The organism is Singulisphaera acidiphila DSM 18658, assembly GCF_000242455.2.
Lineage (GTDB): Bacteria > Planctomycetota > Planctomycetia > Isosphaerales > Isosphaeraceae > Singulisphaera > Singulisphaera acidiphila.
The window spans coordinates 1-24,178 of the sequence record NC_019894.1; the positions used below are offsets into that span (position 1 = coordinate 1).

General features: G+C 60.6%; 37 protein-coding genes. 20 read left to right on the forward strand and 17 right to left on the reverse strand.

Annotated elements, in window-relative coordinates; genetic code table 11:
* Positions 1-83 precede the first annotated feature (83 nt).
* Together SINAC_RS37275 and SINAC_RS37280 are read right to left on the reverse strand one after the other, a co-directional pair.
* Positions 84-515: a helix-turn-helix domain-containing protein gene (locus SINAC_RS37275; RefSeq protein ID WP_015250692.1), complete on the reverse strand. Its 432-nt coding sequence runs from the start codon at positions 513-515 to the stop codon at positions 84-86.
* Entirely contained in the window at positions 478-861 is a 384-nt protein-coding gene (locus SINAC_RS37280) for a type II toxin-antitoxin system HigB family toxin (protein ID WP_015250693.1), read from the reverse strand. Before SINAC_RS37280 ends, SINAC_RS37275 begins: the two co-directional genes overlap by 38 nt.
* A gap of 2,047 nt (positions 862-2,908) precedes the next feature.
* Between SINAC_RS37280 and SINAC_RS40445 the strand changes: the two genes are divergently transcribed.
* Entirely contained in the window at positions 2,909-3,100 is a 192-nt protein-coding gene (locus SINAC_RS40445; protein ID WP_157579528.1) for a hypothetical protein, read from the forward strand.
* A gap of 45 nt (positions 3,101-3,145) precedes the next feature.
* Here the strand turns inward: SINAC_RS40445 and SINAC_RS37290 are convergent, their stop codons facing one another.
* From SINAC_RS37290 to SINAC_RS37300, 3 genes are all read right to left on the reverse strand, one after another.
* Positions 3,146-4,060, reverse strand: a complete 915-nt coding sequence (locus SINAC_RS37290) for a helix-turn-helix domain-containing protein (protein ID WP_237722952.1) — start codon at positions 4,058-4,060, stop codon at positions 3,146-3,148.
* A gap of 170 nt (positions 4,061-4,230) precedes the next feature.
* Entirely contained in the window at positions 4,231-4,599 is a 369-nt protein-coding gene (locus SINAC_RS37295; RefSeq protein ID WP_015250698.1) for a hypothetical protein, read from the reverse strand.
* Positions 4,600-4,715: 116 nt separating this feature from the next.
* Positions 4,716-4,961 carry a hypothetical protein gene (locus SINAC_RS37300; protein WP_015250699.1) on the reverse strand — a complete coding sequence of 82 codons (246 nt, stop codon included), beginning with the start codon at positions 4,959-4,961 and terminating at the stop codon, positions 4,716-4,718.
* A 274-nt stretch (positions 4,962-5,235) separates the two neighbouring features.
* On the opposite strand from SINAC_RS37300, the gene SINAC_RS37305 reads away from it, so the two are divergent.
* From SINAC_RS37305 to SINAC_RS37370, 14 genes are all read left to right on the forward strand, one after another.
* Positions 5,236-5,505 (forward strand): hypothetical protein, encoded by a 270-nt coding sequence (locus SINAC_RS37305; protein WP_015250700.1) that lies wholly within the window; start codon positions 5,236-5,238, stop codon positions 5,503-5,505.
* A 76-nt stretch (positions 5,506-5,581) separates the two neighbouring features.
* Complete coding sequence (locus SINAC_RS37310) at positions 5,582-5,800, forward strand: hypothetical protein (RefSeq protein WP_015250701.1); 219 nt, start codon at positions 5,582-5,584, stop codon at positions 5,798-5,800.
* 195 nt (positions 5,801-5,995) lie between these two features.
* On the forward strand, positions 5,996-6,667 hold the full coding sequence (locus tag SINAC_RS37315; RefSeq protein WP_015250702.1) for a hypothetical protein: 672 nt from the start codon (positions 5,996-5,998) through the stop codon (positions 6,665-6,667).
* 15 nt (positions 6,668-6,682) lie between these two features.
* The gene (locus SINAC_RS37320; protein ID WP_015250703.1) at positions 6,683-6,883 is read left to right on the forward strand and encodes a hypothetical protein; all 201 of its coding nucleotides are present in this window, start codon (positions 6,683-6,685) and stop codon (positions 6,881-6,883) included.
* The gene (locus SINAC_RS37325) at positions 6,880-7,134 is read left to right on the forward strand and encodes a hypothetical protein (RefSeq protein WP_015250704.1); all 255 of its coding nucleotides are present in this window, start codon (positions 6,880-6,882) and stop codon (positions 7,132-7,134) included. Before SINAC_RS37320 ends, SINAC_RS37325 begins: the two co-directional genes overlap by 4 nt.
* An 83-nt stretch (positions 7,135-7,217) precedes the next feature.
* On the forward strand, positions 7,218-7,838 hold the full coding sequence (locus tag SINAC_RS37330) for a hypothetical protein (RefSeq protein WP_015250705.1): 621 nt from the start codon (positions 7,218-7,220) through the stop codon (positions 7,836-7,838).
* A gap of 71 nt (positions 7,839-7,909) precedes the next feature.
* Positions 7,910-8,356 (forward strand): hypothetical protein, encoded by a 447-nt coding sequence (locus tag SINAC_RS37335; RefSeq protein ID WP_015250706.1) that lies wholly within the window; start codon positions 7,910-7,912, stop codon positions 8,354-8,356.
* Positions 8,357-8,385: 29 nt separating this feature from the next.
* Complete coding sequence (locus SINAC_RS37340) at positions 8,386-8,568, forward strand: hypothetical protein (protein ID WP_015250707.1); 183 nt, start codon at positions 8,386-8,388, stop codon at positions 8,566-8,568.
* A gap of 6 nt (positions 8,569-8,574) precedes the next feature.
* Positions 8,575-9,045 carry a hypothetical protein gene (locus SINAC_RS37345; protein WP_020467735.1) on the forward strand — a complete coding sequence of 157 codons (471 nt, stop codon included), beginning with the start codon at positions 8,575-8,577 and terminating at the stop codon, positions 9,043-9,045.
* A 395-nt stretch (positions 9,046-9,440) separates the two neighbouring features.
* Positions 9,441-10,127 carry a hypothetical protein gene (locus SINAC_RS37350; protein WP_244884962.1) on the forward strand — a complete coding sequence of 229 codons (687 nt, stop codon included), beginning with the start codon at positions 9,441-9,443 and terminating at the stop codon, positions 10,125-10,127.
* A 137-nt stretch (positions 10,128-10,264) separates the two neighbouring features.
* Positions 10,265-11,074: a ParA family protein gene (locus SINAC_RS37355; RefSeq protein WP_015250710.1), complete on the forward strand. Its 810-nt coding sequence runs from the start codon at positions 10,265-10,267 to the stop codon at positions 11,072-11,074.
* 1 nt (position 11,075) lies between these two features.
* The gene (locus tag SINAC_RS37360; RefSeq protein WP_015250711.1) at positions 11,076-12,011 is read left to right on the forward strand and encodes a ParB/RepB/Spo0J family partition protein; all 936 of its coding nucleotides are present in this window, start codon (positions 11,076-11,078) and stop codon (positions 12,009-12,011) included.
* Positions 12,012-12,039: 28 nt separating this feature from the next.
* Entirely contained in the window at positions 12,040-12,660 is a 621-nt protein-coding gene (locus SINAC_RS37365) for a hypothetical protein (RefSeq protein ID WP_020467734.1), read from the forward strand.
* A gap of 78 nt (positions 12,661-12,738) precedes the next feature.
* Positions 12,739-13,431 (forward strand): hypothetical protein, encoded by a 693-nt coding sequence (locus SINAC_RS37370; RefSeq protein ID WP_015250713.1) that lies wholly within the window; start codon positions 12,739-12,741, stop codon positions 13,429-13,431.
* Between the two features lie 48 nt (positions 13,432-13,479).
* Here the strand turns inward: SINAC_RS37370 and SINAC_RS37375 are convergent, their stop codons facing one another.
* From SINAC_RS37375 to SINAC_RS37385, 3 genes are all read right to left on the reverse strand, one after another.
* The gene (locus SINAC_RS37375) at positions 13,480-13,824 is read right to left on the reverse strand and encodes a type II toxin-antitoxin system PemK/MazF family toxin (protein WP_015250714.1); all 345 of its coding nucleotides are present in this window, start codon (positions 13,822-13,824) and stop codon (positions 13,480-13,482) included.
* 6 nt (positions 13,825-13,830) lie between these two features.
* Positions 13,831-14,076 carry a hypothetical protein gene (locus SINAC_RS37380; protein ID WP_015250715.1) on the reverse strand — a complete coding sequence of 82 codons (246 nt, stop codon included), beginning with the start codon at positions 14,074-14,076 and terminating at the stop codon, positions 13,831-13,833.
* A 342-nt stretch (positions 14,077-14,418) separates the two neighbouring features.
* The gene (locus SINAC_RS37385) at positions 14,419-15,000 is read right to left on the reverse strand and encodes a hypothetical protein (RefSeq protein WP_015250716.1); all 582 of its coding nucleotides are present in this window, start codon (positions 14,998-15,000) and stop codon (positions 14,419-14,421) included.
* A 499-nt stretch (positions 15,001-15,499) separates the two neighbouring features.
* Here SINAC_RS37385 and SINAC_RS37390 point away from each other — a divergent pair, with 499 nt between their 5' ends.
* From SINAC_RS37390 to SINAC_RS37405, 4 genes are all read left to right on the forward strand, one after another.
* Positions 15,500-15,937: a helix-turn-helix domain-containing protein gene (locus tag SINAC_RS37390; RefSeq protein WP_015250717.1), complete on the forward strand. Its 438-nt coding sequence runs from the start codon at positions 15,500-15,502 to the stop codon at positions 15,935-15,937.
* Complete coding sequence (locus SINAC_RS37395; RefSeq protein ID WP_015250718.1) at positions 15,934-16,299, forward strand: helix-turn-helix domain-containing protein; 366 nt, start codon at positions 15,934-15,936, stop codon at positions 16,297-16,299. Before SINAC_RS37390 ends, SINAC_RS37395 begins: the two co-directional genes overlap by 4 nt.
* A 27-nt stretch (positions 16,300-16,326) precedes the next feature.
* Complete coding sequence (locus SINAC_RS37400) at positions 16,327-16,572, forward strand: helix-turn-helix domain-containing protein (RefSeq protein ID WP_015250719.1); 246 nt, start codon at positions 16,327-16,329, stop codon at positions 16,570-16,572.
* Between the two features lie 603 nt (positions 16,573-17,175).
* On the forward strand, positions 17,176-17,898 hold the full coding sequence (locus tag SINAC_RS37405) for a hypothetical protein (RefSeq protein ID WP_237722949.1): 723 nt from the start codon (positions 17,176-17,178) through the stop codon (positions 17,896-17,898).
* A 14-nt stretch (positions 17,899-17,912) separates the two neighbouring features.
* On the opposite strand, the gene SINAC_RS37410 is transcribed toward SINAC_RS37405, so the two are convergent.
* The gene (locus SINAC_RS37410) at positions 17,913-18,644 is read right to left on the reverse strand and encodes a hypothetical protein (RefSeq protein WP_015250721.1); all 732 of its coding nucleotides are present in this window, start codon (positions 18,642-18,644) and stop codon (positions 17,913-17,915) included.
* A 70-nt stretch (positions 18,645-18,714) separates the two neighbouring features.
* Between SINAC_RS37410 and SINAC_RS37415 the strand changes: the two genes are divergently transcribed.
* Complete coding sequence (locus tag SINAC_RS37415; RefSeq protein ID WP_015250722.1) at positions 18,715-18,906, forward strand: hypothetical protein; 192 nt, start codon at positions 18,715-18,717, stop codon at positions 18,904-18,906.
* 5 nt (positions 18,907-18,911) lie between these two features.
* On the opposite strand, the gene SINAC_RS37420 is transcribed toward SINAC_RS37415, so the two are convergent.
* The 8 genes from SINAC_RS37420 to SINAC_RS37450 all read right to left on the reverse strand — a co-directional run bounded on the left by SINAC_RS37420 (position 18,912) and on the right by SINAC_RS37450 (position 24,141).
* Positions 18,912-20,348: a hypothetical protein gene (locus SINAC_RS37420; RefSeq protein ID WP_237722948.1), complete on the reverse strand. Its 1,437-nt coding sequence runs from the start codon at positions 20,346-20,348 to the stop codon at positions 18,912-18,914.
* A 57-nt stretch (positions 20,349-20,405) separates the two neighbouring features.
* The gene (locus tag SINAC_RS37425) at positions 20,406-21,449 is read right to left on the reverse strand and encodes an IS630 family transposase (protein WP_015244135.1); all 1,044 of its coding nucleotides are present in this window, start codon (positions 21,447-21,449) and stop codon (positions 20,406-20,408) included.
* 68 nt (positions 21,450-21,517) lie between these two features.
* Positions 21,518-21,997, reverse strand: a complete 480-nt coding sequence (locus tag SINAC_RS37430; RefSeq protein ID WP_015250724.1) for a hypothetical protein — start codon at positions 21,995-21,997, stop codon at positions 21,518-21,520.
* 11 nt (positions 21,998-22,008) lie between these two features.
* Positions 22,009-22,173: a hypothetical protein gene (locus tag SINAC_RS40760; protein ID WP_015250725.1), complete on the reverse strand. Its 165-nt coding sequence runs from the start codon at positions 22,171-22,173 to the stop codon at positions 22,009-22,011.
* On the reverse strand, positions 22,170-22,568 hold the full coding sequence (locus tag SINAC_RS37435) for a hypothetical protein (RefSeq protein ID WP_020467731.1): 399 nt from the start codon (positions 22,566-22,568) through the stop codon (positions 22,170-22,172). The genes SINAC_RS40760 and SINAC_RS37435 overlap by 4 nt, the downstream gene beginning before the upstream one ends.
* Before the next feature lie 7 nt (positions 22,569-22,575).
* Positions 22,576-22,809: a hypothetical protein gene (locus SINAC_RS37440; protein ID WP_015250726.1), complete on the reverse strand. Its 234-nt coding sequence runs from the start codon at positions 22,807-22,809 to the stop codon at positions 22,576-22,578.
* 31 nt (positions 22,810-22,840) lie between these two features.
* Positions 22,841-23,671, reverse strand: coding sequence for a hypothetical protein (locus SINAC_RS37445; RefSeq protein ID WP_154673957.1), 831 nt, complete (start codon positions 23,669-23,671; stop codon positions 22,841-22,843).
* Positions 23,672-23,949: 278 nt separating this feature from the next.
* Positions 23,950-24,141, reverse strand: a complete 192-nt coding sequence (locus SINAC_RS37450; RefSeq protein ID WP_015250728.1) for a hypothetical protein — start codon at positions 24,139-24,141, stop codon at positions 23,950-23,952.
* Positions 24,142-24,178 lie beyond the last annotated feature (37 nt).

The window sequence follows — 24,178 nt, forward strand, 5'->3', positions numbered from 1 at the left end:
TCCAGGAGCCCATGCGGTTGCTTGGTTCGATCGAGGCGACCGTCAACCGCCGCTCGGAGTAGACACCCCGGCGAGTCATCGGCTCAGGAGCCGATGAAGACCGCCGGGCTGACGTGGAAGTGACGCGACAGGGTCTCGATGTGCCGTCGGTTGAGGCCTCGTTTCCCGGAGAGGATCTCGGAGACGGTGGAGACCGCGATGCCGGTCTCGGTGGCCACCGCGGCTTGGGTCGTCCCCTTGGCGTCGATCAGATGGCGGAGCATTTCCCCATCGGTAACCGGCGGCCTAGGGTGATGCTCGGTTTCGTATTTCGAGATTAGGTCCCCCAGGACTTCGAGGTAATCATCCTCGTCGGTGCTCAACTCCTCCTGATCAATCAGGGAATTGAGTACCGAGATTGCGTTCGTGAGTTCATCCTCCGAACGGATTGGTCGAAGCGGGAACCGAAGGACCAGTTCGAGGTAGCGGTCTGTGACTTTAGCGCCGCTTGCGGCGAGTTGAAGCTTTTTTTTCATGGCTTGGTTTGTCCTTGGCAGGACGTTCCTTTTCTGGATGTTTCGCTTTGGGTTGCTCCTCTTGTTTCCAGGTTCCCAGGTTGTATTCGGCATGGGTCAAGACATGGCGGACGTACAGTTTTCCTCGGTTGTAATGGATGGAAACGATAAGACGGTACTTGTTGCGGCAGATATTGAAGACCGTGAATTTGCCAACCTGGTCGGCGTCCGTATAGACCTCGCGGACGCCTGCAAACTTCGTCCAATCGTTATTCGATGCGTTCCGGAACCAAGCTTGAAGCTCCTTTCTCGCATCTGAATGGATGGCTCCGAAGTCACGAAGTGGCTTCTCGGAAATGACGTGCATGATCAGGTGGCCTCAAATGTATGCGTGTCTGTTTTGCGTTTAACATGCGAGTATCCTCGTGCTGAACCGTGGGGTGTAATCCCTGCTAGTTGATGCGACGCGATGAGTGACAAGGACTGACGATCCCTGTCACCAGTGCCGAGCGAGGCTTAAATTCCCCGTCTCTCGGTGGGCGGACCGGCGGGCGAGAGACTGAATGTCCTCTTGCCGCGTTCCATTGTGCTTCGCAAGACGCGAATTGTCAAGATCGCCATTCGCGTTTTGCGAACGAGGACGCTTTGCCGAGGGACTTCTTTGCCATGATATCCCGGGTGAGCCGCTGGCGAGTCCAACTCCCGGGCCTGCTCGACGTCCCGGTGTCACGCCTTAGTCTGAGTGGTTCCCTTGGCCCGGATCAGATTCTCGCCATTGCGGCCCGAGACGACACAGACCCGCTCGCCCGATGCGGCGATGAACGCGGCATTCCGATCGACCAGCCGGCTCGGTTCAACGTAATGAGGGCCTCGGCAATGTCCTCCACGGTCCGCTCTTCTGAGTAGTGAGACGCCAGGGCCTGTCACGATAAGTGATTCGACTGGCCTGGCTGACGGGGTCATACTGAGCTCGTATACAACCGCCTCTCTATGAAGTAAGGTGCACACCACGCCTGGCCGGCCGCAGAGCATCCCGCCTAACCCCTGGCGGCCGGTATACAAGCATCGGTGCCGCTGGCCAGACTTACGATGGCTCGCCTATGGTTTCCCTCCACGACCCTGATTAATGGCCCTGACCGTGGATACCTGCCAGACAACAAAGGCTGTTCTGGTCGCTAGCTCATGGAGTGTCACCTTCAACGGTCCGAGCATCACGAAGAGTGTTGTCATGGAAACGCATGCCATGAGCGCAGCGCGACGAGTCGCTGCGTCACAGTGATTCAAATGGGCGACGGCACTGACTCGCAACCCCTCCAGGTAGGCGCGCAGCCACTTACGATGCCCTTGACACGGGCTTGAACGTCTATCAGACTTGCGCTGCACGATTGATCTCTCCTCTGGTGTCAACTCAGCGGGAATGACGATCGTCTTGAGGGCCGTGTGCCGTGTGGTATGAACACACGGGATGAACACACGAGCCCTCATTTATTGCCTAGATGCTCTGAACCCATTCTAACAAAGTCTTTCTAGTCCCCCAGCAGCAACGCACCGTAATGAACAAAGGTGGTCTAATCGTGATCCTTGGTTCCTGCGCCATTCGCTCGCACCGAGTCCCTAATATCCCGGTCACTTTCATCGCCATGGGGCCACTTTGAGTTCCTCGAGAGCCTCGACGCGGGAAGCCATTTCACCCACAATCGTTCTGTACTGGTTCTCCGGTTATTTGGGCCTTGCCGGCTTGCTCGTATCGTTCGTCGTCAACTCATCGGCGATTGAGCGAAGAAGCTGGTGACGAATCCCCTGAAATTGTCTCGTCCAACATTGGATTATCGGGGTGGCCGTCCCATTCTCCTCACGAGATCATGCCAGGAAGATAATGCTCCCAAGTTCACATGAACGTGCGTGCTCGACTTCTTGCTGGTGTACCCTAAGTCAAAGCTTTCCACAAGAGTCGAAGCCAAGCGGAAGAATTCCACCAATACGAACCAACCCATGCCCCTAGATAACGGCTTTACGGGATAGGATTTCCAGGCGATCGTCTCGCGATTTCGGAATATCATGTCCGAAAACAGCTGACCCTCGACGCGAAGACGCCGAACCCCCAAACCACGTTTTCAGGAAGACGCCCTACCTGGAAGGTGTCTCACGGGCGGTGTCTCACGCTTCCTCGGCCGCGTCCCCGAGCCGGAGGAACTCCCGGAATCGGCAGATCCACTGCCCCTCGAGCGCGATCTTGCGGACCTCGAGCCGCCAGAGCTGGGCTGGGCCGCGCTTGCTGGGGATCGACCCAGTAAGGCCACGCCGACGACCTGGCCGCGCTCAACGCGACGAACCCGGCCAGGGCTGTAGAAGCCGAAGGGGACCGGTCCCCCGCCTTCGCTGGCTGGCCTGATTGGATCTCGGGCTTCTACTGGATGCGCACGCCGGCCGTTAAGCCAGAGCCACGGATGACTCTGGCCGAACTGGCGCGGGTCGTTCGAGTCGTTTTGGCCGACCGCCCGGACCAGGTCGAGGAGCGGCTGAACATCCTCAAGGGCTACACCGAGCATGCGCCGGCCTGGGGACTGCCGGAGCCGGAGATGACGACTGCCGGTCGGTGGGCCTGATCGCTCCGGGGCCCTCGGTCATGTCCGAGGGCTTTCCCAACAACATCAGATGGTCGCCGCATCCCTGTCTCTCGTCGCCGATCGAGGCAAGGCCGAATGGTCGGCTCCGCGACCAGATTGACAGTCGTTCTCGACTTCCTCGTGAGCCTGATTGGCCTCAATCGCCTCGAGCGTCCTGATGAAATACGACCCCAGGACGCCGATCTTGTTCTTGGCGATCTTCCCGTACGTCCCATCGAATGCCTGCATGTACGTCTCTTGCGAGAGCTCGCCATTTTGCACGCGCCAAAGAAGCTGGCAGTGCTTCTTTACGCTGTGATCGTCCAGGAGCAGTTCGGCTACCTTCGTTGCGATCCGAATCACTGCTTGTCGAGCGGGCTTCCCATTGAGGTCGACCAGTTTGGCGAGCTGTTCTGCTAGGTCGGCCTGGCAGGCGTCCCTGCTTTCGCTCGTCGTGGCCTCTTCCCGTACGTCACCCTCGCCGCTTGTCGTCTCCGGCCACCCAACAACAGGTAACGTTATTTCGTGAGCGACGGAGTTGCTCGTTTCTTGCAAACGCAAATTGTTATTATTCTTGTTCTTTATTAATTCTGATGCGGATTTCTGCACGCTATGAGCGTGTGATTCTGCATGCAATGAATGCAGATTATCGCACTCTAGAATGGCCGCAGTCGCTTTGGCAACGGCTTCGGCTGAGTCGGCCGCCGGCTTCGTTGGGTCGATCCGACGGAGCATGATAATCCCGCGTCGTTCGCGACGTTTGGGGTCGCTGAATACCCGCTTGATCCATCTTGTCTCGGCGGGGTCCTGAGGGGACTCCAGATCGTTTAACGCGTCCTGGACCGAGCGAAGGCATTTGCCCGTGATTTCGACGAGCCGATCGTTGCTTGGCCAGCAATAGCTACGCTCCCTCGCCATGCCCTCGAGAACCAAGAGCATTACGCGTGCCCGGTCGCTCATCCGAATCTCGGAGAATGAGAAGACCGGAAGCATGATGGCCCATTCTCTGCCTTGGCCCTTCGGTGACGACACCCGACGCTTACCCATGGTTCACATCTCTCGCATCTGCGTGCCAAGTCGGTCCAGATTCAGAAGGCCAGGACGTCGGCCCGTTTGGTCATATGCCACGATCACGCGAGCTCGGCAATCAGATGTTCGACGCGGCCCCGGATCGAGACTGAATGAGGGCTGAGTTGCGGATACGTCTTGGGGTGGAGGTAGTAACTGATAATCCAGGTATCCACAAGTTCTGCTTCGTCGTCGAGGAAGACGATGCTCCGTCCACTCAGCCACTGCGACGAGTAGAAAACGGCAACGCGTTCCTCCTGTTCGAGATGCCGGATATAGCGACGGACGGTCCTGGCCGATCGGCCGGCGTTTACCGCGATCGCCAGATCTGACTCATTGCAAGCCAGGGCATCTTCGTCAGAGAGCCAGTGGAGCGCGAGTAAGACCCGGTTGTACGACTGCTGCTCCGTGATCGTGCGATATCGCTTCATGAGGTCTATCCCTTTGGATTCCACTCCTCCTCGGGTCATCCGCGCCAACCCCGCGCGTAACACAAGTGGTTGCCCAGCAGTTTCAGGCCGGCCGTTCCTTAATGAGAGACGCGTCCTTACCGTAGGGGCGGCAGACGAAACCCTCTGTCGGTCGCCAACAGTTTCATCGCCTCACGAAACAGGTCGGCCTCGGTTCCGCCGAGTTGCTCAGCGAAGGACCCCATCCAGGTCTTGTATTCCGGTGTCACCTTCACGGCGAACGTCGTGTTGATTCGCCCGGGCCCCGATCCCTTGGGTCGGCCTGAGCCGCTACGTGGGCCGCCTCGCTTCTTCGGTTCAGCCATTTCTAGTACCGCGCCCATCGCATCCCCTCCGAGCCTGATCGGGTTGTACCTTGCCCTGCTCGATTGTATCCCCGGTCTGACGTAAGGTCAAACTGAGGTGACTACCCGAATTCGATTGGCTCGAAGAAAACACCGAGTTTGTGTTTGATTTCCGGTTGACACCCAAGTGAAACCGGCGTATATTTCAATTGTCGGTTGGGGGCTGGCCTCGACTGAAACGAAAATGGGCCGGAACGGTGCTTGTAACACCGCCCGGCCCGCAGGAAACGCCTGAATCAAGCAGGAGTCTCCCATGTCCATGCTAACCGCAACCACGCCCCAAGTCATCCGCTCTTTCTCTCGCACGCTCACCCCAGTTCGTGAGGCTCGTCGCACCCCTAAGGCCCCCGGCCGATTCGGTGTCGGCATTCTCGCCGCCCGCCCAACATATACCGCTCCCATCACCACCGCCGACGAGGCTTGGTACATCGAGCAGTTCGCCGCCTCGGAGGACCGCCACTACGACGCCATGGAGGCCGACGCCATCGGCCTGGCCCGGGTCGACATGGGTCTTTGCTTCTGAGTCACGATCGGGGCGGGGAGTGTCTCCCCTGCCCCCTCTCTTCCGCCCCGCGACGCCGAAGACAAGGAGCCCGATCATGGCCACCGCCAAGACGACCCGAAGCCTGAGAGTGACTTGCCCGTTCTGTGCGGACGCCGACGCGACCCTGACGCTCGATCTGAATGACCTGGGTGTCATCTCATGCAGCGGCTGCGACGAGACGTTCAGCGCCCAGTTGGCCTACGATAAAGCCGCGGAACTGGCGACCCGGTGGTCGCAGGTCGTCGCCTGGGTCGACAGTGCCCCGGTCGTCTGACGTGAGAGGCGACGTGTCTATGTGGCACATCGCCAGAACGAAGTGAGGCCGGACGGAGTTCGTGCCTCCATCCGGCCTCGGTTGCCCCCGTGTCCCCTGTGTGAAGGAACGAAAGCTCATGTCGAGTTTACAGTCTCTGAACGGCCACGCCAACGTTACCAACCGCGTGTCCCCTGTGTGAAGGAACGAAAGCTCATGTCGAGTTTACAGTCTCTGAACGGCCACGCCAACGTTACCAACCGCGTGTCCCCTCTGCTCAACATCGTCGATCCCGTCGAGGCGATCGCCAAGCCGACCCGCAAGGCGAAGGGCAAAGCCAAGTCGACAAAGCCCGAGCGGCGGATCGTCCGGGTCGGCCGCGCGAAGCTCACCAGCGACACTGACCCCGCGGCCCTCCTCGATTGGTACCCGAAGTACATGGCGGCCATGATCGTCGACGATGCGGCCGAAGCGTACGACAAGGCGATCGCCGACAATGCCCACATCCTCCAGGCATACGACGCCGAGGCCGGCTTGATTTCACGGGAGGATTACGAGCGATTGCGAGAGGAAAGCAAGGCCGCCGAAGCCCTCGCCAAGCCCCTCATCGAATACGCCGCCTTCCGGCAGGACAGCGCCCGCGAGCAGTTGATCGAGGCAGTGTTCGAAGCGGCCTTCGTGTTCGGGGAGATCGGCGAGGGGTTTAACAGGTACAAGCTGCATGGGGACCCGATCGGAGTCCAGACCAGCGCCTACACGGTATGGATCACTCCAGGTCGCGGCGAGCAGGGCGAGACGTTGACCCATCGCGACGACCTGATCGTCACCGTCATCGAGATGGGCAAGGTCTGCGTGTGCGACTGGGAGTCGAGCTTGAAGCCCTCCTGACCCGGAGGGCCGGCTATGCGCCTCGTTCGCCTCGGGCGTCGATGGATCATCAACCTCGACGCTCGCCCCTCGATGCCGGGGGACACGATCCGCCTCAAGGGCGATGACGCCGAGCGGTTCTGGGAAGCCCTGGAGCAGCTCGTTGAGCCTCAGCCCTGGCACCCCATCAAGACCGGACAACCCCACCCGCGCGGCCCCCAAGGGTTCGACCGATGAACAACCGGATTTCCCGCTACCTCGCGCCCCGACCGCTCGCCGCGGTCCCCACGTACATCCGCGTCCCCGGCTTCGTCGTCACCTCGATTGCCAGGCTCTGGCGCCCGGGAGACAGCGGACCCGAGGGGGTATGCCGCCTATGTGAGCGATGCTTCGCCAAGGACGACATGTGCGTCATCATGGTCGCGAAGTATGTCCCGCCGGACCAGGCCGCCGACTTCTCGACGGTCGGCATGAAGCGGCAAACCTGAATCCCCGATCGGCGCGGTACGGTTGTGAACCGGCCGCGCCCTCCTTTTCCGTCCCTTCCTGCCCCACCCAAGGACCCCTGCCGATGGCCGATATCTTCGACTTCGACGACCTGCCCGAGCTCCCCGACATCTCCGGCATTCCCAACCGGCATGATCGCCTCTTGGAGACTGGCGAGATCGTGGAGCGTTTGGTGTCCAGGACCGAAAAGATCGCCAACCTGGGCGACGGCGCCGACTCACACAAGATCCGTTTCCTGATCGACACGGTAAACCAGTTGGCGCGGATGCTGAAATGCGTGATCGACGACCAGCGGATCGATGAAGTCTTGCGCATCAAGGGAAAGACCGAGGACGAGATGCGCGAATCATTGAAGCCCGATGATCCCGAGGGCGACCTTGCCGCCATGCTGGCCGACTCGACGCACATGATCGTGGCCGGCTACCGCGCGTCCGCCGGCCGTCTGGACGTCGATGACGAGACGATCGCAGCCATGGTCAGGGACGCGATCAAGAACGCCTTGGAGGGCGACGGCCCCTTTGTCCTGGAAGACGACCTGGGCGACGGGCCCGGGAAGACGCCGACGATGGCCGGTGTCTTTCACGAGACCCTTGTCAGGTGCGGCGTCGACCGGTCGAACCAGCGTGAGCAAGAGCGATGGTTTGCGGTCGTCGAGAAGGCCCTTGCGGACGCACTGGCGTCCTGACTCCTCTCCCCTGCAAGCCCCGGCTCTGCCCGGGGCTTCTCCTTTTTTGCCCCTTGCGGAGGACAATCGGCATGAGCAACAGACAATATCGCAGTGCTGCCGCCGGCCTTAAAAAGGCGATGGAGCGCGGGCGATCGGCAGATGAGGCACTGGAAGAGTCGCAGCGGTTCGCTCAGGACGGTGTCAGGAAGTTTGGGCCGGCCTTCCTCGAACAGCTGGGCGAAGACTTCACGCTCGACGGCAACGGCGTGGTTCGCGTCAAGGGCATCGGTGCATGGTCGAACGGTTCGATGGAACTGCGATGGATGAGCGAGGCCGCCGCGGACGATGGATGGGACGCGGCAACCCTTGCCGGGTTCATGCAGTTCTGGCGCGACGAGGCTGGTCACGAGCCTGCGGCCGCGGTACAGGCGATCGTGCGTCGCATCGAATCGGACGACATTCGGGACTCCCAGGCGATCGCGGGCTTGCTTCTCGCCGAAGCCGAGCGAATCGAACTGGAGAGAGGCGCATCCTGACACCTCACCTCAACCGAGGACTCCGACCCATGGCCTTGGACGTCAAATCACTCAAGCCCGGCGACGAGGTCGGGGTCACCTGGCAATCTCTGGGTGGCCAGTGCAAATACTCGGAGCACGTTGAAGCCATAGAAGAAGACGGCATGATCCGAGTGACAGGCCACGAATTGCCATTCTGGCCCGACGACGGCCGCGAGGTCGAGATCGTCTAGAATGGCGTGGTCAGGTCAAGCCCGAACGGCACGCGACTGTGCGAGCCGACGGACGAAGGGCGAGCTAACTCGATCCGCAGTGACGTCGAGAGCAACCTGGACGCGATGGGGGACCGCCTGCACAACCTTTCCTTCGAAGATTTGAAGCGACTCGACGCGATGGTCAAGGGCTTGCTGGTCGAGTACCCGGAGCGCGCCGTGATCGAACTCCCGGTCGGCGAGGGTGACCAACTGATCGCGCTACCGGCGACTCAGGGCGCGGCACGGCTTGACGCAAGCGAAGCGATCGACCGAGCAGTGGGCCTGTACTTCCGGTGGCACGAACGCGCCGGACGGACCGCGGTGCAACCGAGCCGCGTGACATGCGAACTGATCGACAGCACGATCTACATCCGGAGCGGTGACCGCGACCTGGCCCGCTATCGCGTTTCGGGTGATGGCAAGATGAGGCGAATCTGGCCCAAAGCCGCGACTTGACCCACTGCTCATCCATGATTGCGGGCGCCCTGAAGGCGCCCTCCTGAGTCCCTGTTGCGCCCCTCCCCTCGTCTGGTCTGGCAACGATCCGACGAGAGCGTTACCTTCCAGGCCCCATGGCAAGGAAAGGGAGCCAACGGCGCGAGTGATTCGAGTTCCTCTGGCCATGGAGCTCGCCAATGTCTTCCTGCTTGACCGATCCGACCCGCGTTGAGCAAGCGAAGGCAAGTCCGTCTCCCCTGCCCTACCCTCCAAACATATACGGGCCGCCCTCATCGGTAATGAGGGTGACCCGTTCTCTTTCCCATCAAGTTGCCTCGTTGCTGCAACGCGATAACAAGCGTGGCAACCAAGTGAACGATTGGATAGGATCGGTTCACAGAAAAGTTCACTCAATGCTTGAGCGACCAATGACGTTTACAGGAGAATCCGACATGTCGAAAGAAGATGGGCCGGCGTTGCTGGCGGTAGCGTCATTCGTCGTTTCGGCGATCTCGCTAGTGAGCTCCTGGGAAGCAAATCATATCGCCAAGCAGTCATACGAGCGTTCAACGGGTCGCGTACTCCCTTATTTTCACGTTAACTGCAAAACAAATCACGTGCTGATAGTTGACGGAGCTCCCAGTGACCCCGGGACCGTGCCCGTGCTGATCCACAACGACGGCTCGGAGTCGATCCAAGGCGTCCGGCTCGAGATCTCGATGGATATCGCATGGGGCGGCAATGGTGCCTACAACCAAACAATTCCCCCGACCCAATTCACGCACGAGTTCAGCGAGATACTCCAGCCAGGAAGTACGGCTTCCCTTGATATCCTTCCCGAGGTTATCAAGCATGCGAAAGGGATCAAAATTCCTCGGGGAATCGACCAATCGTATTGGACGGCGTGCTCGGTCTCATGTTCGGCGAAGCTCGTCGGCGAATCGCACTTCGCATCGGCAGTCAAAGACAACGGTTATCGCACCAACAACTGCTCCTTTGGCCTGACGTGGCAACCCACGGCAAAATCGAATCCGAGCCCGCTCAATTTTGGCGTCAACCTGGGGACGCCCGAGAAGGTGCGAGCCGCGCCAAATCGCTGACGCACCTGACTCTTGCTGTTGGCTCCCTGCTCTGCCCATTCGCCGCTGCCCCATTCTTCCTGTTGCACTGTGCACCGGCTCGCCGATAAGCAACCTTGTTGCACGGTGCACCACCGCCGATTTACAGGGAGGGACCCTTGGCCGTAATCACGCTCTTGAACCAAAAGGGAGGGGTGGGCAAGACGTCGACCTGCCACCACCTCGCCGGGACACTCGCCCAGATGGGCCGGCGCGTCCTCTTGCTCGACAACGATCCCCAGAGCTCCCTCTCTCAGGGCCTCTGGGGACCGACGACAACCCGGGCGCTCGACCCCTCGGAAACGCTAGCCTCTGTCTACTCTGGGGACGTCTTCCCTGAACAGGTCATACGTCCGTCCGGCATCACCGGCATCGACCTGGTGGCCGGCTCCCGAGCCGTCAATGACTGGAACCTGCCCCGGCCGTACGAAGCCCCGTACGAGGCTCAGAATTGCCTGCGGGAATTCCTCGAGCCGATCCGCGACGGCTATGACTTCGTGTTGATCGACTGTCCCCCGAACCTCTGCTTGTGTTCGTGGGCGTCTCTGATCGCGAGCGACTCGCTGGTCGTCCCGCTCCAGGCCGAGGACTACGGCGCCCAGGGGATCATGGACGTCCAGGATTCGGTGGGAATGGTGACCGCCGGACCGAATCCGTCACTACGACTACTCGGTTACTTGATCACGATGTTCAACGCGCGGAAGACGATCCACCAGATGTACGCCAAGCAGCTTCGGGAGCTCTACGGCGACGACGTCTTCACCGCGGTCATTCCCCACGCGGCCGACTATCCCGAAGCGATCGCGTACCGCAAGCCGGTGGCAATGTACAAGCCTCGCTCGGCGGCGGCCAAAGCGATCAAGGCGCTGGCCGAAGAAGTCGAGTCCCGCCTGGTGGTGCACGGTGCAACGCAAGAGGAGGCCGCCTGAAATGGGCAAGCTCGAAGAGATGATGCGCGGCGCTGGGACGAACGTCGGCGAGTCGATGGGAGCTGGTCGTCAGTCCCCCTCGGTGCACCGTGCAACAGCCCCGGCTTTCGGCGGTGTCCCGGCGCGACTGCAAGGGGTGCTCAAGGCGAAAGACACCGCCGAGATCCCGGTCGACCGGATCCAGCCCGACCCCGACCAGCCGCGCGAGGAGTTCGACGAAACCGCGCTGGACCACCTCGCCGAATCGCTCAAGACCCGCGGCCAACTTCAGCCAATCCGGGTCCGCTGGGATGAAGGGCAGGGGACCTATGTCGTGGTCGCGGGAGAACGCCGCTGGCGGGCTGCGGTGCGAGCGGAGCTCAAGACGATGACCTGCGTGATCCAGGATGGGGTCCTCGCCCCAGGTGAGATGCTCGCGATCCAACTGGTCGAGAACCTGATCCGGGAAGATCTCAAGCCGATCGAGCAGGCCAAAGCCTATCGTTCTCTCATGGAGCTCAACGGCTGGTCGGCCCGGCAGGTCGCGCGGGAGTTGGCGATCGACCACACCGGGGTGACTCGGGCGCTGGCCCTGCTCGAACTCCCCGCGGCCGTCCAGGCCCAGGTCGAGGAGGGAGCCCTCCCTCCGGCGACGGCGTACGAGGTGAGCAAGCTCGAGGACCCCGAGCAACAGCGCGAGGTTGCCGCCCTCGTCGTCCAGGATGGCCTGAGCCGAGCCGAAACCGTCGAACGGGTCCGTCAGGTCGCCAAGGCCCCGAAGAAGGGCAGGGGGGTCGCCAAGGCTGGTCCGCCACGGCCACGCACGTTCCGGGTCGGCGGGGGGAAGGTCGTCCTCGAGCCGAAGAAGGTCGGCGCTGAGGCCATGCTGGCGATGGTCGAAGAGGTGGCGGCCATGCTTCGGGCTGAACTTGAGCCAAAGGAGCAGGAAGCAGCTTGAGTCCAAGTCGACGGACAAGGAGATGAGGATGATGAAAATCGAAGCAGGCGGTTTTTATGCCGGCAATCACGACCTCTATGTCCGAGAAATCCTCGATATCTTCGGCCCGACCGTCAGCTTCTTTGAGCATGCTTTCCGAGGTGGTACGGTCCCCTATGGTTTCAAAAACAACGTTCGCGGCAGCTTCCAACGATGGATCGTTCGGGAATGCACGGCCGAGGAGATCGCCGAGATCATCCAGAATGATTTTGGCCGCAAGACGGTAGCCCCGATGGCTCCGGATGCTTCCCAAAGTGTCGGTAGGCTTCAGATTGTGGAGGGGAGAGCCTACACCAACCGGCTGGGCCGCTTTGCCCGTGAGATCACGAGGCTGGCTGGTCTGAGAGTTACCCATCGGCTCTTCGATCTTTCGGACGGTCAGGCCCAGAACGAACCGACCGAATCGCACATCACATCGTTCCGGAATTGGGCCACTCGCCCCTGTACACACGAAGAATCGGCCCGATTGGATCGGAGCACGTCTGCCGCGAATGTCGCATCGTTCGGAGAACTGGCGTCCCAAATGCTCGCCCTCGCAACAGTCTCCGATGACCAACTTTTAGCCGAGGTGCGTCGCCGGGACCTGCCGGCCCGGGTGGATGGATCCTGAGGGGTCTGCTCGAGCGGGGGATACAGCCAGGCGAATGAATCGTTCCGAAGCATTCATGGAAGAAGGAGAGGTCTCGTGATGGAAACGCAGGGATCCAGAGAAGTAGAAATGGCCATCCGTGCCGGCCTGGCGGCGCCGAAAGTCCTGGCAGCCCTCAAGGGGTTGCTCGCCCTGGAAGCCGAGAATACCAGGCAATGCGGCTCTGACATCGAGTATTTGCGAGAACGGCTGCGTGAGGATTCTCGCATTGCCAACGCACAGGGTGCCATCGCCTACTTGGAAGGAACCGTCGCACCTGAGGAACCCATCTTTGGATGGTCGATCCGCGGGGCAATCCATGAACTGCCTGATCGAGAGTGTGCCGCGTTCGAGAAAGCCGGGATCATGACCATTGGCGATCTCCTGGCCTACGCTCCCGAAGAACTGATAGTGCTCGAAGGGGTTGGGCTGAGGGGATTGTATGCGGTCGAGCTGGCCCTGGAGCGATCCCACGGCATGAAGCTTGCCCGGCCGGCGACCGGTCCATCACCGGACCACCAATTGTTCACCATGTCATATGACGTTGTCCTCAGAAACGAACCGAGAAGGCTCCCGGACGCGTTGGAAGATGCAGGCATCAAGACAGTCGGTGATCTCTTGGAATGGACAGTCGAGGAACTCATCGAACTCGAAGGCATCGGGTCGGTGGCCATTGCTTGCATCGAGGATGGCCTGCGGTATTTCGGTCTCGAGCTAGCGAGCGCGGACGAGAGAGAAGCAGTGACCGCTTGAAGGAGATAGCCGGCCGCCCGCGCGACTCCGCGGGCAGCCGGTCGTGAATCAGAGCCCCAACAAGAAACGAAGGCGTTCCTCCACGCCTGCAAGAGTACTCGACGAGACGGCGCCCCATCTCTGGGCAAGCCGTTCCTTGGAGATCGAACGCATTGCTTCGCACATTACGAAGCTCTTGGCGTCGAGTCCGCCTTCGGGCGGGGCGATTGGAACGTGAGAACGGACTTTCCTGTCCGTACTGGAAATCGGGATCACAACCACAAGTTGGGCAGGTCCCTGGTTGAACGGGTCAACCGAGATGACCAGGGCAGGTCGTCGGCCTGCCTGTTCGCGGCCCTTCGTCGGATCGAGATCCACCATCCAGATTTCGCCCCGCATCGGTGTGGGATTCATGGGTTGTCAGTCCAGGCCATCGGCAAGCGTGGCGTCCCACGCTTCTCGCTCTTGTTGTTCCTCCGCCCAAGCCTCCGCATTCTCTCGCAAGGCTGCAAAGTCAGCGTTAAGGCCCTCCAGGAATCGCTTTCGTCTGTATTCCTGGATTGCCTTGTCGAGGACTTCAGTCATCGGCTCGTCAACCTCTTCCGATAGAGCGCGGAGGGTCGCATGGGCGGAACGACTAATACGAACAGTCAACGACATTTCCATGAGTCTTTAATTCCTGGCTCCAGGTACTTCGCTTCATCGCGGGTCGACCCGGGGCCTTGTGAAGCGCGGTCATCGCGCCATCTCCAAGCTGCAGGACTCAAGAATTCTCCTCCACGGACGCGATGAACGTTGTCGCGCAAACGCTCACCACTAATCCGTGCACTTTACTGTATACAGAGTTGACTACAAAATCAACGCTATTACTGGGAATCGATCGATTTCGCTGCTGGTGAGGCACGCCATCGGGTGGGCTGTGCCCAAGCGGGGTCCGACCTGGCTTCGCCCAACTCCCGTGCATCGACCACCCAGGTTCTGACTCCAGGAGGACGGCGGCGGGCGAGCCTACTCCGATTTCACCGTCAGCTTATCCGTCCGGCTCATACTGACGGTCGTCGATCCGCCCTTGAGTCGCTGAGCGGTGCCGAGCGCCTTCAGGGCCGAGAGGAAGCGATTGTGAGCCCGGTCAATCCGGCGTTGCTGGAGCTCGCGCATCTGGGCGGAGATGTCCTTGCCCCGGCCGTCCATCTCGACCTTCTCGGCGTCGTGGATGGCCAGCCAGCAGGCGACGGCCCGCTCGACGAGCAACCGCTCCAGGGGCGTGGCGTCGGGCGGGGTCAGCTCCTGCTCGAGGTCGGAGATCGTGGCCTTCATCACCTCCTGGCCAAGGAGGTTCGGCCCGGAAAGGGATTGAATGATATGGCTGCGGAGCGCCCATCCGGGGTTGCCAACCGCCTCCATGAAGTATTTCCGCCGTGGTCCGCTGAGTATCGCCCGGATGTCGGGCAGGGCGGTCCGGTCGCCCGCCTCGGCGAGACGGATGATCGCGTTCACTTCAGCCGTCGTGAATTCTCGAGGCTTGCGCACGGGAGTCGCGGTCGAGGTAACATCAATTGGTTGCATTTCGGTCGCGGTCGCTCGACCCATCCTCCACTCTCCTCTTGCATGCTGGTGATACCCCGCCGCGGTCAGGCTCGCCCTGAACACCGCCTCCACTGCCCGGCAATAGCCGATAAGTGGACAGTCCGTCTCGATGAGCACGCGGAGGCCGAGCCTCCCGAGGGTCCGCCTCCTTCGTAACGTGACCGCACCTGGGTGCCCTTGCGGATCGACCGATAGTAATATTTCCGCCCGTTGCGTCTTGTCTTCCATCCCACGGCGTTGCCCTACAGTTTGTCGCTTGCGCCGGATAGGGTCGCTCGATCGTTCCCGGCTCTCTGTTCATAATTTCACTGGCCGTTGCATCTAAGATTATAAAATTGATTGTGCTGCGTCTAGAATATGGTTGCTCAATAGTATCATCGATTCCCGGAAACTGACGATGACAGACGTTGTCGTGTAGGACCTGGATGAGAGGCGATAAGGCCGAGGGCTTTGACTCTTCCCCTAAACGCCAGGACTCGACTGGGTACGGAGGCTCATTTCGATGACGGTCAAGGATGTGGCCAAAGAGCTTGAAATCTCGCTCGCGAATGTTTACGCCCTGTGCCGTACGGGCCAGATCCCTCACGTCCGAGTCGGCGCCAACGGGGCGGGGATCCGGATCCTCCGCGCCGACCTCGACGCGTTCCTCTCGTCGCGCCGCGTCGGTCTGGCCGTGAAAGAAAAGGCCGCCCGCTCCTCGAGGAAGCCGAGCGGCCCCTCGGTGTTCAAGGTTTTGGACACCGAACAGTTGCGCGAAACATGGACTGCTCAAGGTGTGATACCTCGCCAGCCATGTGGAGATAGTGCTCGGTCCCCTATCGTGCTCAAGCATCTCGACGGCGAGAAATTGCTTGCTGCATGGGCGGCAGAAGATGCGCTGGATCCCCAGGCAAGGGAGAATAAGGCAACGAAGTCTCCCCGAGGAGAACGCCAGGGATGAGCAAGCTCGAGTACCCCATACACACGATCGAAGGTCAACTAGAGGCCCTGGCCAGCCAACTCGCCGAGGTGACTCGGCTCCTGAAGTCGGCGGTCAGTCTTATTGACGCGGGCTTGACCGAGATCCGGACCCGGCTCGAGACCGCGGCGGTCGATCGCCACAAGGAGTGGTACTCCGTGGGCGAGTTCGCCGAACTCCTTGGCCGCCGTCCGTCCACCGTCCGGGACTGGTGCCGGCTTGGCCGAATCAAGGCCGCGAAGCGCGATCAAGGCCGCGGGGTTACGAAGGACTGGGAAATTCATCGCGACGAGCTCGACCGGTACCGCAACCACGGGCTGAGGCCATTGCGTCTCCTAGCCTGAGATTTGTCCAATTGGAGGCGTCGGGGCATGGTCGGCGAACAAAAAAAGAAGCGAGCCCCCCAGGGCGAGGCCCTCACCCGACGCAAGACAGAAGTCGCCGCGGCGAGTCGTCTCCTCACTAAGATCCAGGTCGCCGATCTCATGGGAGTGAGTTGGCGGACCGTCAACCGATGGGTGGCAAGCGGTAAGCTCAAGGCGGTCCGGGCCGGCCGAGTCCTCCGTTTTGAGCCGTCGGAGCTTGAGAAGTTCAAGGCAAGGTCGTCGACCTGCTGATGGTGGACCTGCCCGACAGGTATCATTTCAAATGATGTCGCGGGCAAAGGATCTCGATTGAAGCGATACCCTCGGAAGGGTGTTGACTCAGTCAACACCCCTGCTCGATCACTTTGCCGGCGCCAGTAAATGATGAACAGCCCCGCAGGCCCTTTATAACCTCGTTCTTGGCGAGATTATGACATGCCTCACGGGCAGGTTAAACACGGGCTCTCCCCGTATTTCAAATGTGCGCCGGGCGCACATTAAGGCCGCCACGCCTGCCTCTCGGGCCTGGTATTGTCATCATGACAATGCCAGACGTATCAAAGTTCTAAATGCCGTTTTTCCCGTCATTTAGAATCCTGCCCAGTCACCCATGCGGCCCTGTGACGCGATAGCGCAGCGGATTGTGTCACGCCTTGTGGAAAGGCGAGACGATCGAGGGGATGGAGAGGGTCGACGTCGGCAGGGATGCACAAGGGTAACGGTCGCCGCGACCCACAGACTAACGAAATAATTCAGCTGAACAAACGAATAATCCCGAAGTCGTGGGCTCCAGGATCAAATTAGTCCAGAAACCAATGGGGATGCGTGTCAGCAATGCTCAAAATGATAAAGCAAATGACAATTAACTGGGAATTCTGGACCGTCATAGGCGGCGGCATAGGAGTGATCTCGTTGGGCGTCGCGATCGTCAGCAACAACTTGGGTACGAAGTCGGTGTCACGACAACTCGGCTACGACAAAGCCCAGATACGACTCCTCCGGCTCGATTTCGCCGACGATCAGATTGGTCGATCGCTCGCCAAGCCAAGCATCTACAAAGTGCCGATGATCGGGCTCGACGATCTGGATGACATGATTCGCCTGAACCCAACGGCCTGCATCGAGATGATGGACGATCAGCCCCTGGAATCAATCCGCATTGAGGTGAGCCCAAGTCCGGATCCACTGGCCTTCGTGATTGCTGTTGACATGTCGAAGTGTATTACTGAGGCGGACTCAAAAAAAACGCCTTGGGCGGTGAACCGCATCATGTCCAAGGAGTATCCGATCGTCAATAGACCGAGGTCAGGGCAAATCCTCGCCGTCCCGATTGCGGACCTCCTCGTACGACACATGGCGCAAGCTCAGGTCAAGGAAGTTGAGAGGAGACATCGCGCACACTATGGGAAATTCGTAATCCGAGTGTATGTCAAGCTGGCGGGAAGCCCGACGTGGAGCCCGGACATTAAACAGACCTACTGCATGATGCACTACTTTTGGTACCCAAAGGGATTCCCTGAAAAGGAGTGCGAAGACTTCGCGGCCACGTTCAATCAATCCCCATATCTAACACGATAAATCATGACATTGCGTTAGGATACCGTGCCTACCGCATTGCAGACGTGAGGGGGCCGGGGGTACGAACCCGGCTCCCTCCTCAATGCGCTGACCTTTCGCCGTCTCCGATCCGTCGAACCCGCGCCGCCCTTCAGCGACTTCGCCTTCCGCTTGGCGTTGGCCTTGCACTTCACCGAGAGTGTCACGGACACCTCGTCAGCCGGCGGCGCCTGCTTCGGCTTCCGCTTGGCCATGTCAGCACGCGTCACAGACGGAATCAAAATATCCTTGCCCGTCCTGTGGCATGGGCCAAGACAACACTCGTGAGTCTCGAGCTCCCTCCCCAGGCAGAACGGACACCTGCCGTCGGCCAGGCGTTGGGGAGGGCCGTTCCAAATCACCGACTCGCCAAGGAACCGGGTGAATCCCATTCGAGGGCCTTCCCAGGCGTTGGCGCCCACCCAGAGCTGGGTCCGGTGCGCGGGATCATCGGCCATCTCATCAAGATCGAAACGGGCCGGCCCTCGAGGGGATCCGGCCAAGATCGCCTCGTTGACCTCTTTCGTGGACCATCGCCCCTCTCGCCGCAGTTGCTCCCGTCGGCGGAAAGCTTGATCGATCGTCTCGAGGGCCCGTTTCAAGTCCGGGGTGACCTCGAGCTCGATCAGGTTCCCCCGGTCGTCGCGGTATCTATAGATCTTCCAGAGCAATACCGGCTCGACGGCCTGCTTATCCGGAATGCTGAGCAGTTCGGCATCGTCGGCCATGGGATTCCCTCGAAGGCGGTCGTGTGGTCTGATGGGCCGTGGCCAGTTCGACACACGGCGAGGACATGCGATGGCGTCTGAAACAGATCAAGCGAAGACACTCGTGAATGCTGAGATCGAGCGCCGGATACTCCGCATGTTCCTCTACTTCGTCCTGCTGTTCGGAGCTATCGCGGCGTGCCTGGGGGCGCAGGATGCCGCGATCGTCGCTGCTCTGTCGCTGGCCGGGCTGTCAGCGTCGTGCAGGCCGATCGCAGCGTGACAGGGTCATCGGGTCTGGACATACGGTCGAGCCTGGATCGGCCGGATCTCCCTGCCCTTCGAATTTGCCTCGTTCATCTTCCTCAGTTCTTCAAGCATCGCTGTCAGGATTGACTCTGCTCTGCCTTCAGTCGCAGCCGATGCCGACGCCTTTGGCTGATCCGCCGGCACCGCTCCCACGACGCTCGCGGTCAGGGCGCTCTGCCAGCCGAACGAAGCGATTTGTCCGCCCCCCAGCTGTCCGGCCGGGTCGTTCCACGCCCCCTCGATCGGTGCGGTCAGTGGCACCATGTCTTGAGGTAGGTTCGGCCGGCCCACGTCGCGGAGCGGGTCGCCTTTGGCTTTGCGGATCTTCTCCATCAGGTCCGCGCCGTACCCCTCGACCTGCTCCGGAGTGATCATAAGCCGACCCTTGACGTCATCCTGGCTCAGGGCCCCCGCTGGTGCGCGGTCGATGATGGTTTTCAGGGCCTGCTGGTCGATCCGACGTTGCGTTGCGTCGCCGAGCATCCCGAACGATGCCTTGTTGACGATGAAGTCGTCGAGATTCTTTTCGGTCGTGTCGAGCTGCTTGTCTCGCATCAACTTGGCGGCCGCCTGGCGGCGAACGATCTCGAAGGAATCGTTCTCCTGTCCGCGCTCGAGGCTGGCGAGAACCATGTCGGCTTCCGCCTGGCGCATGACGCCTCGAGGACTTGCCATTAGATCCTCGATGTCCTTGAGGGCCGGCTCTGGGCCTTGGACCGTCTTGGCGAACGCTTCACGGTCGGCGAAAACACCGCCACTGACGCCCTTGTTGATCGCCACACCCAAGGCGTCAACCGCACCGTGCTCTGTGAAGTGGCTGGCCAGGACATCCTCGACCTTGACGTTCCGCTCCTTCGCCTCCTTCTCGACGACGGGGGCCAGCTGTTTGATAGCGTCAACGAATTTCGTCTGGGCGGTGATACCGGCTTTCTTCAGAAGATCGCCCTGCTCCTTGTCGAACCCGCGAAGACCACGGATTGCCATCTTCGCAAGCTCGGCCGCCTGGGCGTCATGCTTCTCGGCCATGACTGAGATGACGGTGGCAACCTCATCCGAGTCAGTGAAGACGCCTTTCATTTCGTCTTCGTTCATAGCCGAACTTGAAAGCATGCTGAACTGACTGAGCAACGTGGCGTTCCGGCCCTTGCCGCGACCCATGATCGACACCGCACTGTTAGCTTTCCCGAGGGCCTTCTCAGAGGCATTGTCACCGAACTTCGAGAAGTCCTGAAGGCCGAGGACGGTCCCTCCAAGGTTCCCCGTCTCGGCCGGGCTCATGCCCTTGGCGATGGCGAGTTGTGCGAGCTGCTTAGAGTACTGGTCGAATTCCTTATCGCCGATATTCACGCCCTTGAATTGGGCACCAGAGTTGTACAGCTCAGTCAAAAACGCTTGCCCCTCGGCGGGTTTCATCATCGCCTCGCGATTGAACTTCGCGATGTCTAAATAGAAACTTTCAAATGGGAAAGTAGATCAGGCGGCCCTGGCTTTTGGGTAAGCCGAACCCTCGATCTGGAAAGGGTTTGCCTGTCCCAGCCAGGTGAAGACTCGATCCAATAATTCCTCCAGATCCTTGCACCGATGATTCCGGGTGATGTTCTCGTGCAAATGCCACCATACCCGCTCGATCGGGTTCAGGTCCGGGGAGTATGCGGGGAGCAGATGGACTTCGATTCGACCCTCGTGCTTCCAGAGGTACTGGATCACCTCCAGGCTGGTGTGGCTCCCCGCGTTGTCGCAGATCACGTGGATCTTGCGGTAGCGTCGCAGCCTGCGGCGCAGGTCGTCGAGGTGCTTGATGAACAACGCTCCGTCGCGCCCTTGCTTGGGGGCCGCCTCGGTGACGAACACCTGGCCGGTCCGCCAGTGGATTGAGCCGGAGATGTGCCGCTTCTTGTTCGTCCCGGGGGTCTCGACCTTCGCTTGTCGGCCTTTGAACATCCACATCCGGCCGATCTTTGGGTTGGTGTGAACCTCGACTTCGTCCTGCCAGACGGCCGTCTCGTCCTCGGGCAGCTCTTCCAGGAGCTTCCGCAGTTCAGCCAGCTTGACCTGCCTCTCGTCTTCGTCCGGCTTCAGGGTCGGCCGGGGTCGCCGGTACACCAGGTGGCCGCGATGGAGCCAGCGACGGACGGTCTCCCGGCTGACGCGAACGCCTTCTCTTTCTCGCAAGAGCAGGGCCAACAACACACACGACCAGCGACTGCGGAGGAAACCGAAGTCGCTGGGGGTCGTGGTGGTCACCCAGTTCACGAGGATGGCGACCCAGCCGAAGCCCAGCCGAAAGGGCCGGCCCCGTTTCCTCCCAGTCAACCCTTCGAGGCCCTCGGCCTGGAACCGCTTCAGCCAGCGGTCGACAGTGCGTGAGCTGCAGAAGAGCATGGACTCGATGTTGTCCCAGGGATGGCCGTCAGCCAACAGGAGGATAATGTGGGCGCGAAAGCGGAGTTCGGGATCAGAATCCTTGCGGTAGATCGCCAAGAGTTCGTCGCGCTGAGTCGTCGAAAGGGAGAGCATGGGCGTCGTTAATGTTCGTCCGTGTTGAGTCGTCGGTGCAGTCCTCTGCATGAATTATAGGGGCAGGGCTACTTTCCCTTTGGCAGGGAACTATTTAGCGTGAATTTGTCGTCGGCCTTCTCGCCCATCACCATGGCCAGTTCGGCGAGGTTGTCGCGGGACTCCCCGAATGCCTGGGCCATTCGCTTCCGCGCGGCGGCGGCCTTGTCAATCGCCTGGGCCAGCCCCCCCATCAGTTCCATGAGCTTTTGAGTTCCGGCCTGAGCAATCGCCATCTGGATGCCCAGGCCGGAGAAGCTGCTGGTAACCGACTTGCCTGCCTGATCGGCCTGCTTGGTGAACCGGCCGAGCTCATCGCGGGCCTGGCCGGTTGCCTTGGTCTGGGCATCGCTCGATTGCTGAGTAGCCACAGCCTTCCGCTTCTCGGCCGCCTCGTGCTCGCCGAGAAGCTTCTTGATCTGCTTTAGCTGGGTATCGGTGAACTTCTCAGCCGAGGCCTCAGCTGACGACCTATCCAGTTTCAGTTTAATGACAAGGTCTTTATCCACGAGGCTGCCTTTCAAAAGAAGCCGTCGAGCTTGGAGTCTTCGGCCTGGGCGGCAAACAGGTCGACCCATTCATTGCGGGGGACGGTCCGCTTGGTCATCTCGAGGATGCCGACTGCGTCGACGGCGTCCTCGAAGAGCATGCCATCAGGGTTCAAGCCGTTGGCGAGGAGGCTCACTCGGAGCCAACGGCCGAAGCTTTTGGGCTGGATCGCCCCAGCAGGACTTCGTTGATCGCTGGCCACATCTCGGGATCCGTGTGTTCGTCGATCGAGATGAGGCGACGAAGAGACCGCTCGTCGAGGTCGTAATTCTGCAAGAGCAGGTTGCCGGCCAGGACAAGCATCTTTCCAAGGCGCTCGTGGGAGTCCTCGGTCTCGATCCAGCTGTCCAGGGCATCCGCGTAGTCGGAGCCGTAGGTGTACTCTGCGACCGGCGAGAGTTTCCCGTCCACGTTGCGGGCAAGGCTCATTCGCAGGTAGGGCTTGGGGAACGTCCAGAGCTGGCCATCGCCGAGCTTCACCGTGGAGCCTGCGGTGAACTCGGGTTTGCGGAGAAACTTCTCGTCGAGCATGGGGGCCTCAGTCCAGGGGTTCAATGGTGACTCGGAACCGTTTGCCGTTGGGGGCCGTCCGGATCGACGTGCCCGTGGGCAGATCCATCCAGGAAAGGCGACGCGCCGGGGCGAACAGCCGGCGGCCATCAGGGGCGAGCGCGGGGTTTGCGGCCAGGAAGTCACCGAGTGTCTTCGCTGCCTCGGGGTTCAGGCCATCGGACTTGATGCCGTTGATGAGAAGGGTGGATGCCAGAGTCATGGGTCGTCGGCCTTTCGTGGTTCGGTGGTCGTCAGACCGTCTCGACGGTCACCGTCTCGGTTCTGCTCATGCTGACGGTGGTCGGCACCGCCGAGAGTTTGCGGACCGTGGCGAGCGCCTTGACGGAGGATAGGAACCGGTTGTGGGCCCGCTCGACGCGGCGCATCAGGATTTCGCAGGCACGGGGAGTGTTCTGACTCAGCCCATTGGTCTCGAGGTATTCCGCCTCATGGACTGCCATCCAGCACGTGACTACTCGCGAGACAAGCAGTTTCTCAAGCGGCGTTGCGTCGGGTGGGGTCAAGCTCTTTGCTAATTGCTCGAGGCGGGCCTCCATCGCGTGCGACATCGCAAGGCCGCCGTCAGACCCGACGAATCGGTTCCTGTACCTGTTGCTCAGGATCGTCGCCGGGTCGCCAGCGAAGTCGAGGATGATCTCCCGCCAACTGCTGTCGAGAAGTTTCCTGAGCTCAGGCAAAACGGTTTTGTCGTTTTTTCCGGCGCGATGGACGATGTCCACCATTTCCTTGTGCGTGAAGTCCCGCGGGTCCTTCGCAGGGACAGGCGCGGCGGCGGTCGTTTTCAGTTCGGTCTTCTTTGGTCTCCCCATCCTCCACTCTCCCCTTGAGTGCCGGTGATACCCGGCGTTTTCCATGCTCGCCCGGAAGATCAATTCCACTGACCGGTGGTAGTCTGCAAGCTGGCGTTCGTCCGCTGCGAATGCCTCAGCCATCAGCCGATCGGCCCAACGTTCTTCTTCTCGCTTGGCTCGCGCGAGCCGCTCGAGCTCGGCGACCATCTGGCCGAGAAGCCCATCGCCTTCGTACCGGGAGATTACTTGGTTGCCCACACGTGTTGACACGTAGTAGTATCTTCGCCCGTTACGTCTTATTTTCCACCCCATGATGTTGTCCTACAGAATTTCGATTGCACCGCTTGTCACCAAAGGACCCCAGGGCGCCGCCGCATGGGGAAGATGAACCCGCGCGGCGAATCAACTCCCCTGGGCAGCTTGGTGGGGCCACCGCATCCTTGGGTTCCTTGGCGATCCGGAAGTGGCAACCCTCGTCGGGAGTGAGCACAGTTCTGCCATAGGAAGCCTCAGGGCGGTCGGTGGCACCTCGATCGACTGTCGCGGGTTTACGTGGCCGCCCTCTGCTGAAGCGGGCAGACTGAGACCCGGCAGAGCCTCAAGAGCTTGATCTGTCGGCCGGCTTCGACGAAGTCGCGTCGAATCATCGCGTCGGCCCATGCCGTGAACGCGATCTTGGACCGGCGGAGTTGTCCCTCGCGGTCGGAAGGAATCGGTTCGCAGTCAGCATTGGTAGTCATGCTTTGTTCTCCGATTGCGTGAATCTGAAATCTTGAA

Bases quoted from the DNA above. Each gene is read 5' to 3' on its own strand.
- SINAC_RS37275 (WP_015250692.1), bottom strand. From the start codon at position 515: ATGAAAAAAAAGCTTCAACTCGCCGCAAGCGGCGCTAAAGTCACAGAC.
- SINAC_RS37280 (WP_015250693.1), bottom strand. From the start codon at position 861: ATGCACGTCATTTCCGAGAAGCCACTTCGTGACTTCGGAGCCATCCAT.
- SINAC_RS40445 (WP_157579528.1), top strand. From the start codon at position 2,909: ATGCGCACGCCGGCCGTTAAGCCAGAGCCACGGATGACTCTGGCCGAA.
- SINAC_RS37290 (WP_237722952.1), bottom strand. From the start codon at position 4,060: ATGAGCGACCGGGCACGCGTAATGCTCTTGGTTCTCGAGGGCATGGCG.
- SINAC_RS37295 (WP_015250698.1), bottom strand. From the start codon at position 4,599: ATGAAGCGATATCGCACGATCACGGAGCAGCAGTCGTACAACCGGGTC.
- SINAC_RS37300 (WP_015250699.1), bottom strand. From the start codon at position 4,961: ATGGGCGCGGTACTAGAAATGGCTGAACCGAAGAAGCGAGGCGGCCCA.
- SINAC_RS37305 (WP_015250700.1), top strand. From the start codon at position 5,236: ATGTCCATGCTAACCGCAACCACGCCCCAAGTCATCCGCTCTTTCTCT.
- SINAC_RS37310 (WP_015250701.1), top strand. From the start codon at position 5,582: ATGGCCACCGCCAAGACGACCCGAAGCCTGAGAGTGACTTGCCCGTTC.
- SINAC_RS37315 (WP_015250702.1), top strand. From the start codon at position 5,996: ATGTCGAGTTTACAGTCTCTGAACGGCCACGCCAACGTTACCAACCGC.
- SINAC_RS37320 (WP_015250703.1), top strand. From the start codon at position 6,683: ATGCGCCTCGTTCGCCTCGGGCGTCGATGGATCATCAACCTCGACGCT.
- SINAC_RS37325 (WP_015250704.1), top strand. From the start codon at position 6,880: ATGAACAACCGGATTTCCCGCTACCTCGCGCCCCGACCGCTCGCCGCG.
- SINAC_RS37330 (WP_015250705.1), top strand. From the start codon at position 7,218: ATGGCCGATATCTTCGACTTCGACGACCTGCCCGAGCTCCCCGACATC.
- SINAC_RS37335 (WP_015250706.1), top strand. From the start codon at position 7,910: ATGAGCAACAGACAATATCGCAGTGCTGCCGCCGGCCTTAAAAAGGCG.
- SINAC_RS37340 (WP_015250707.1), top strand. From the start codon at position 8,386: ATGGCCTTGGACGTCAAATCACTCAAGCCCGGCGACGAGGTCGGGGTC.
- SINAC_RS37350 (WP_244884962.1), top strand. From the start codon at position 9,441: ATGCTTGAGCGACCAATGACGTTTACAGGAGAATCCGACATGTCGAAA.
- SINAC_RS37360 (WP_015250711.1), top strand. From the start codon at position 11,076: ATGGGCAAGCTCGAAGAGATGATGCGCGGCGCTGGGACGAACGTCGGC.
- SINAC_RS37365 (WP_020467734.1), top strand. From the start codon at position 12,040: ATGATGAAAATCGAAGCAGGCGGTTTTTATGCCGGCAATCACGACCTC.
- SINAC_RS37370 (WP_015250713.1), top strand. From the start codon at position 12,739: ATGGAAACGCAGGGATCCAGAGAAGTAGAAATGGCCATCCGTGCCGGC.
- SINAC_RS37375 (WP_015250714.1), bottom strand. From the start codon at position 13,824: ATGAATCCCACACCGATGCGGGGCGAAATCTGGATGGTGGATCTCGAT.
- SINAC_RS37380 (WP_015250715.1), bottom strand. From the start codon at position 14,076: ATGGAAATGTCGTTGACTGTTCGTATTAGTCGTTCCGCCCATGCGACC.
- SINAC_RS37385 (WP_015250716.1), bottom strand. From the start codon at position 15,000: ATGGGTCGAGCGACCGCGACCGAAATGCAACCAATTGATGTTACCTCG.
- SINAC_RS37390 (WP_015250717.1), top strand. From the start codon at position 15,500: ATGACGGTCAAGGATGTGGCCAAAGAGCTTGAAATCTCGCTCGCGAAT.
- SINAC_RS37395 (WP_015250718.1), top strand. From the start codon at position 15,934: ATGAGCAAGCTCGAGTACCCCATACACACGATCGAAGGTCAACTAGAG.
- SINAC_RS37400 (WP_015250719.1), top strand. From the start codon at position 16,327: ATGGTCGGCGAACAAAAAAAGAAGCGAGCCCCCCAGGGCGAGGCCCTC.
- SINAC_RS37405 (WP_237722949.1), top strand. From the start codon at position 17,176: ATGACAATTAACTGGGAATTCTGGACCGTCATAGGCGGCGGCATAGGA.
- SINAC_RS37410 (WP_015250721.1), bottom strand. From the start codon at position 18,644: ATGGCCGACGATGCCGAACTGCTCAGCATTCCGGATAAGCAGGCCGTC.
- SINAC_RS37415 (WP_015250722.1), top strand. From the start codon at position 18,715: ATGGCGTCTGAAACAGATCAAGCGAAGACACTCGTGAATGCTGAGATC.
- SINAC_RS37420 (WP_237722948.1), bottom strand. From the start codon at position 20,348: ATGATGAAACCCGCCGAGGGGCAAGCGTTTTTGACTGAGCTGTACAAC.
- SINAC_RS37425 (WP_015244135.1), bottom strand. From the start codon at position 21,449: ATGCTCTCCCTTTCGACGACTCAGCGCGACGAACTCTTGGCGATCTAC.
- SINAC_RS37435 (WP_020467731.1), bottom strand. From the start codon at position 22,568: ATGCTCGACGAGAAGTTTCTCCGCAAACCCGAGTTCACCGCAGGCTCC.
- SINAC_RS37440 (WP_015250726.1), bottom strand. From the start codon at position 22,809: ATGACTCTGGCATCCACCCTTCTCATCAACGGCATCAAGTCCGATGGC.
- SINAC_RS37450 (WP_015250728.1), bottom strand. From the start codon at position 24,141: ATGACTACCAATGCTGACTGCGAACCGATTCCTTCCGACCGCGAGGGA.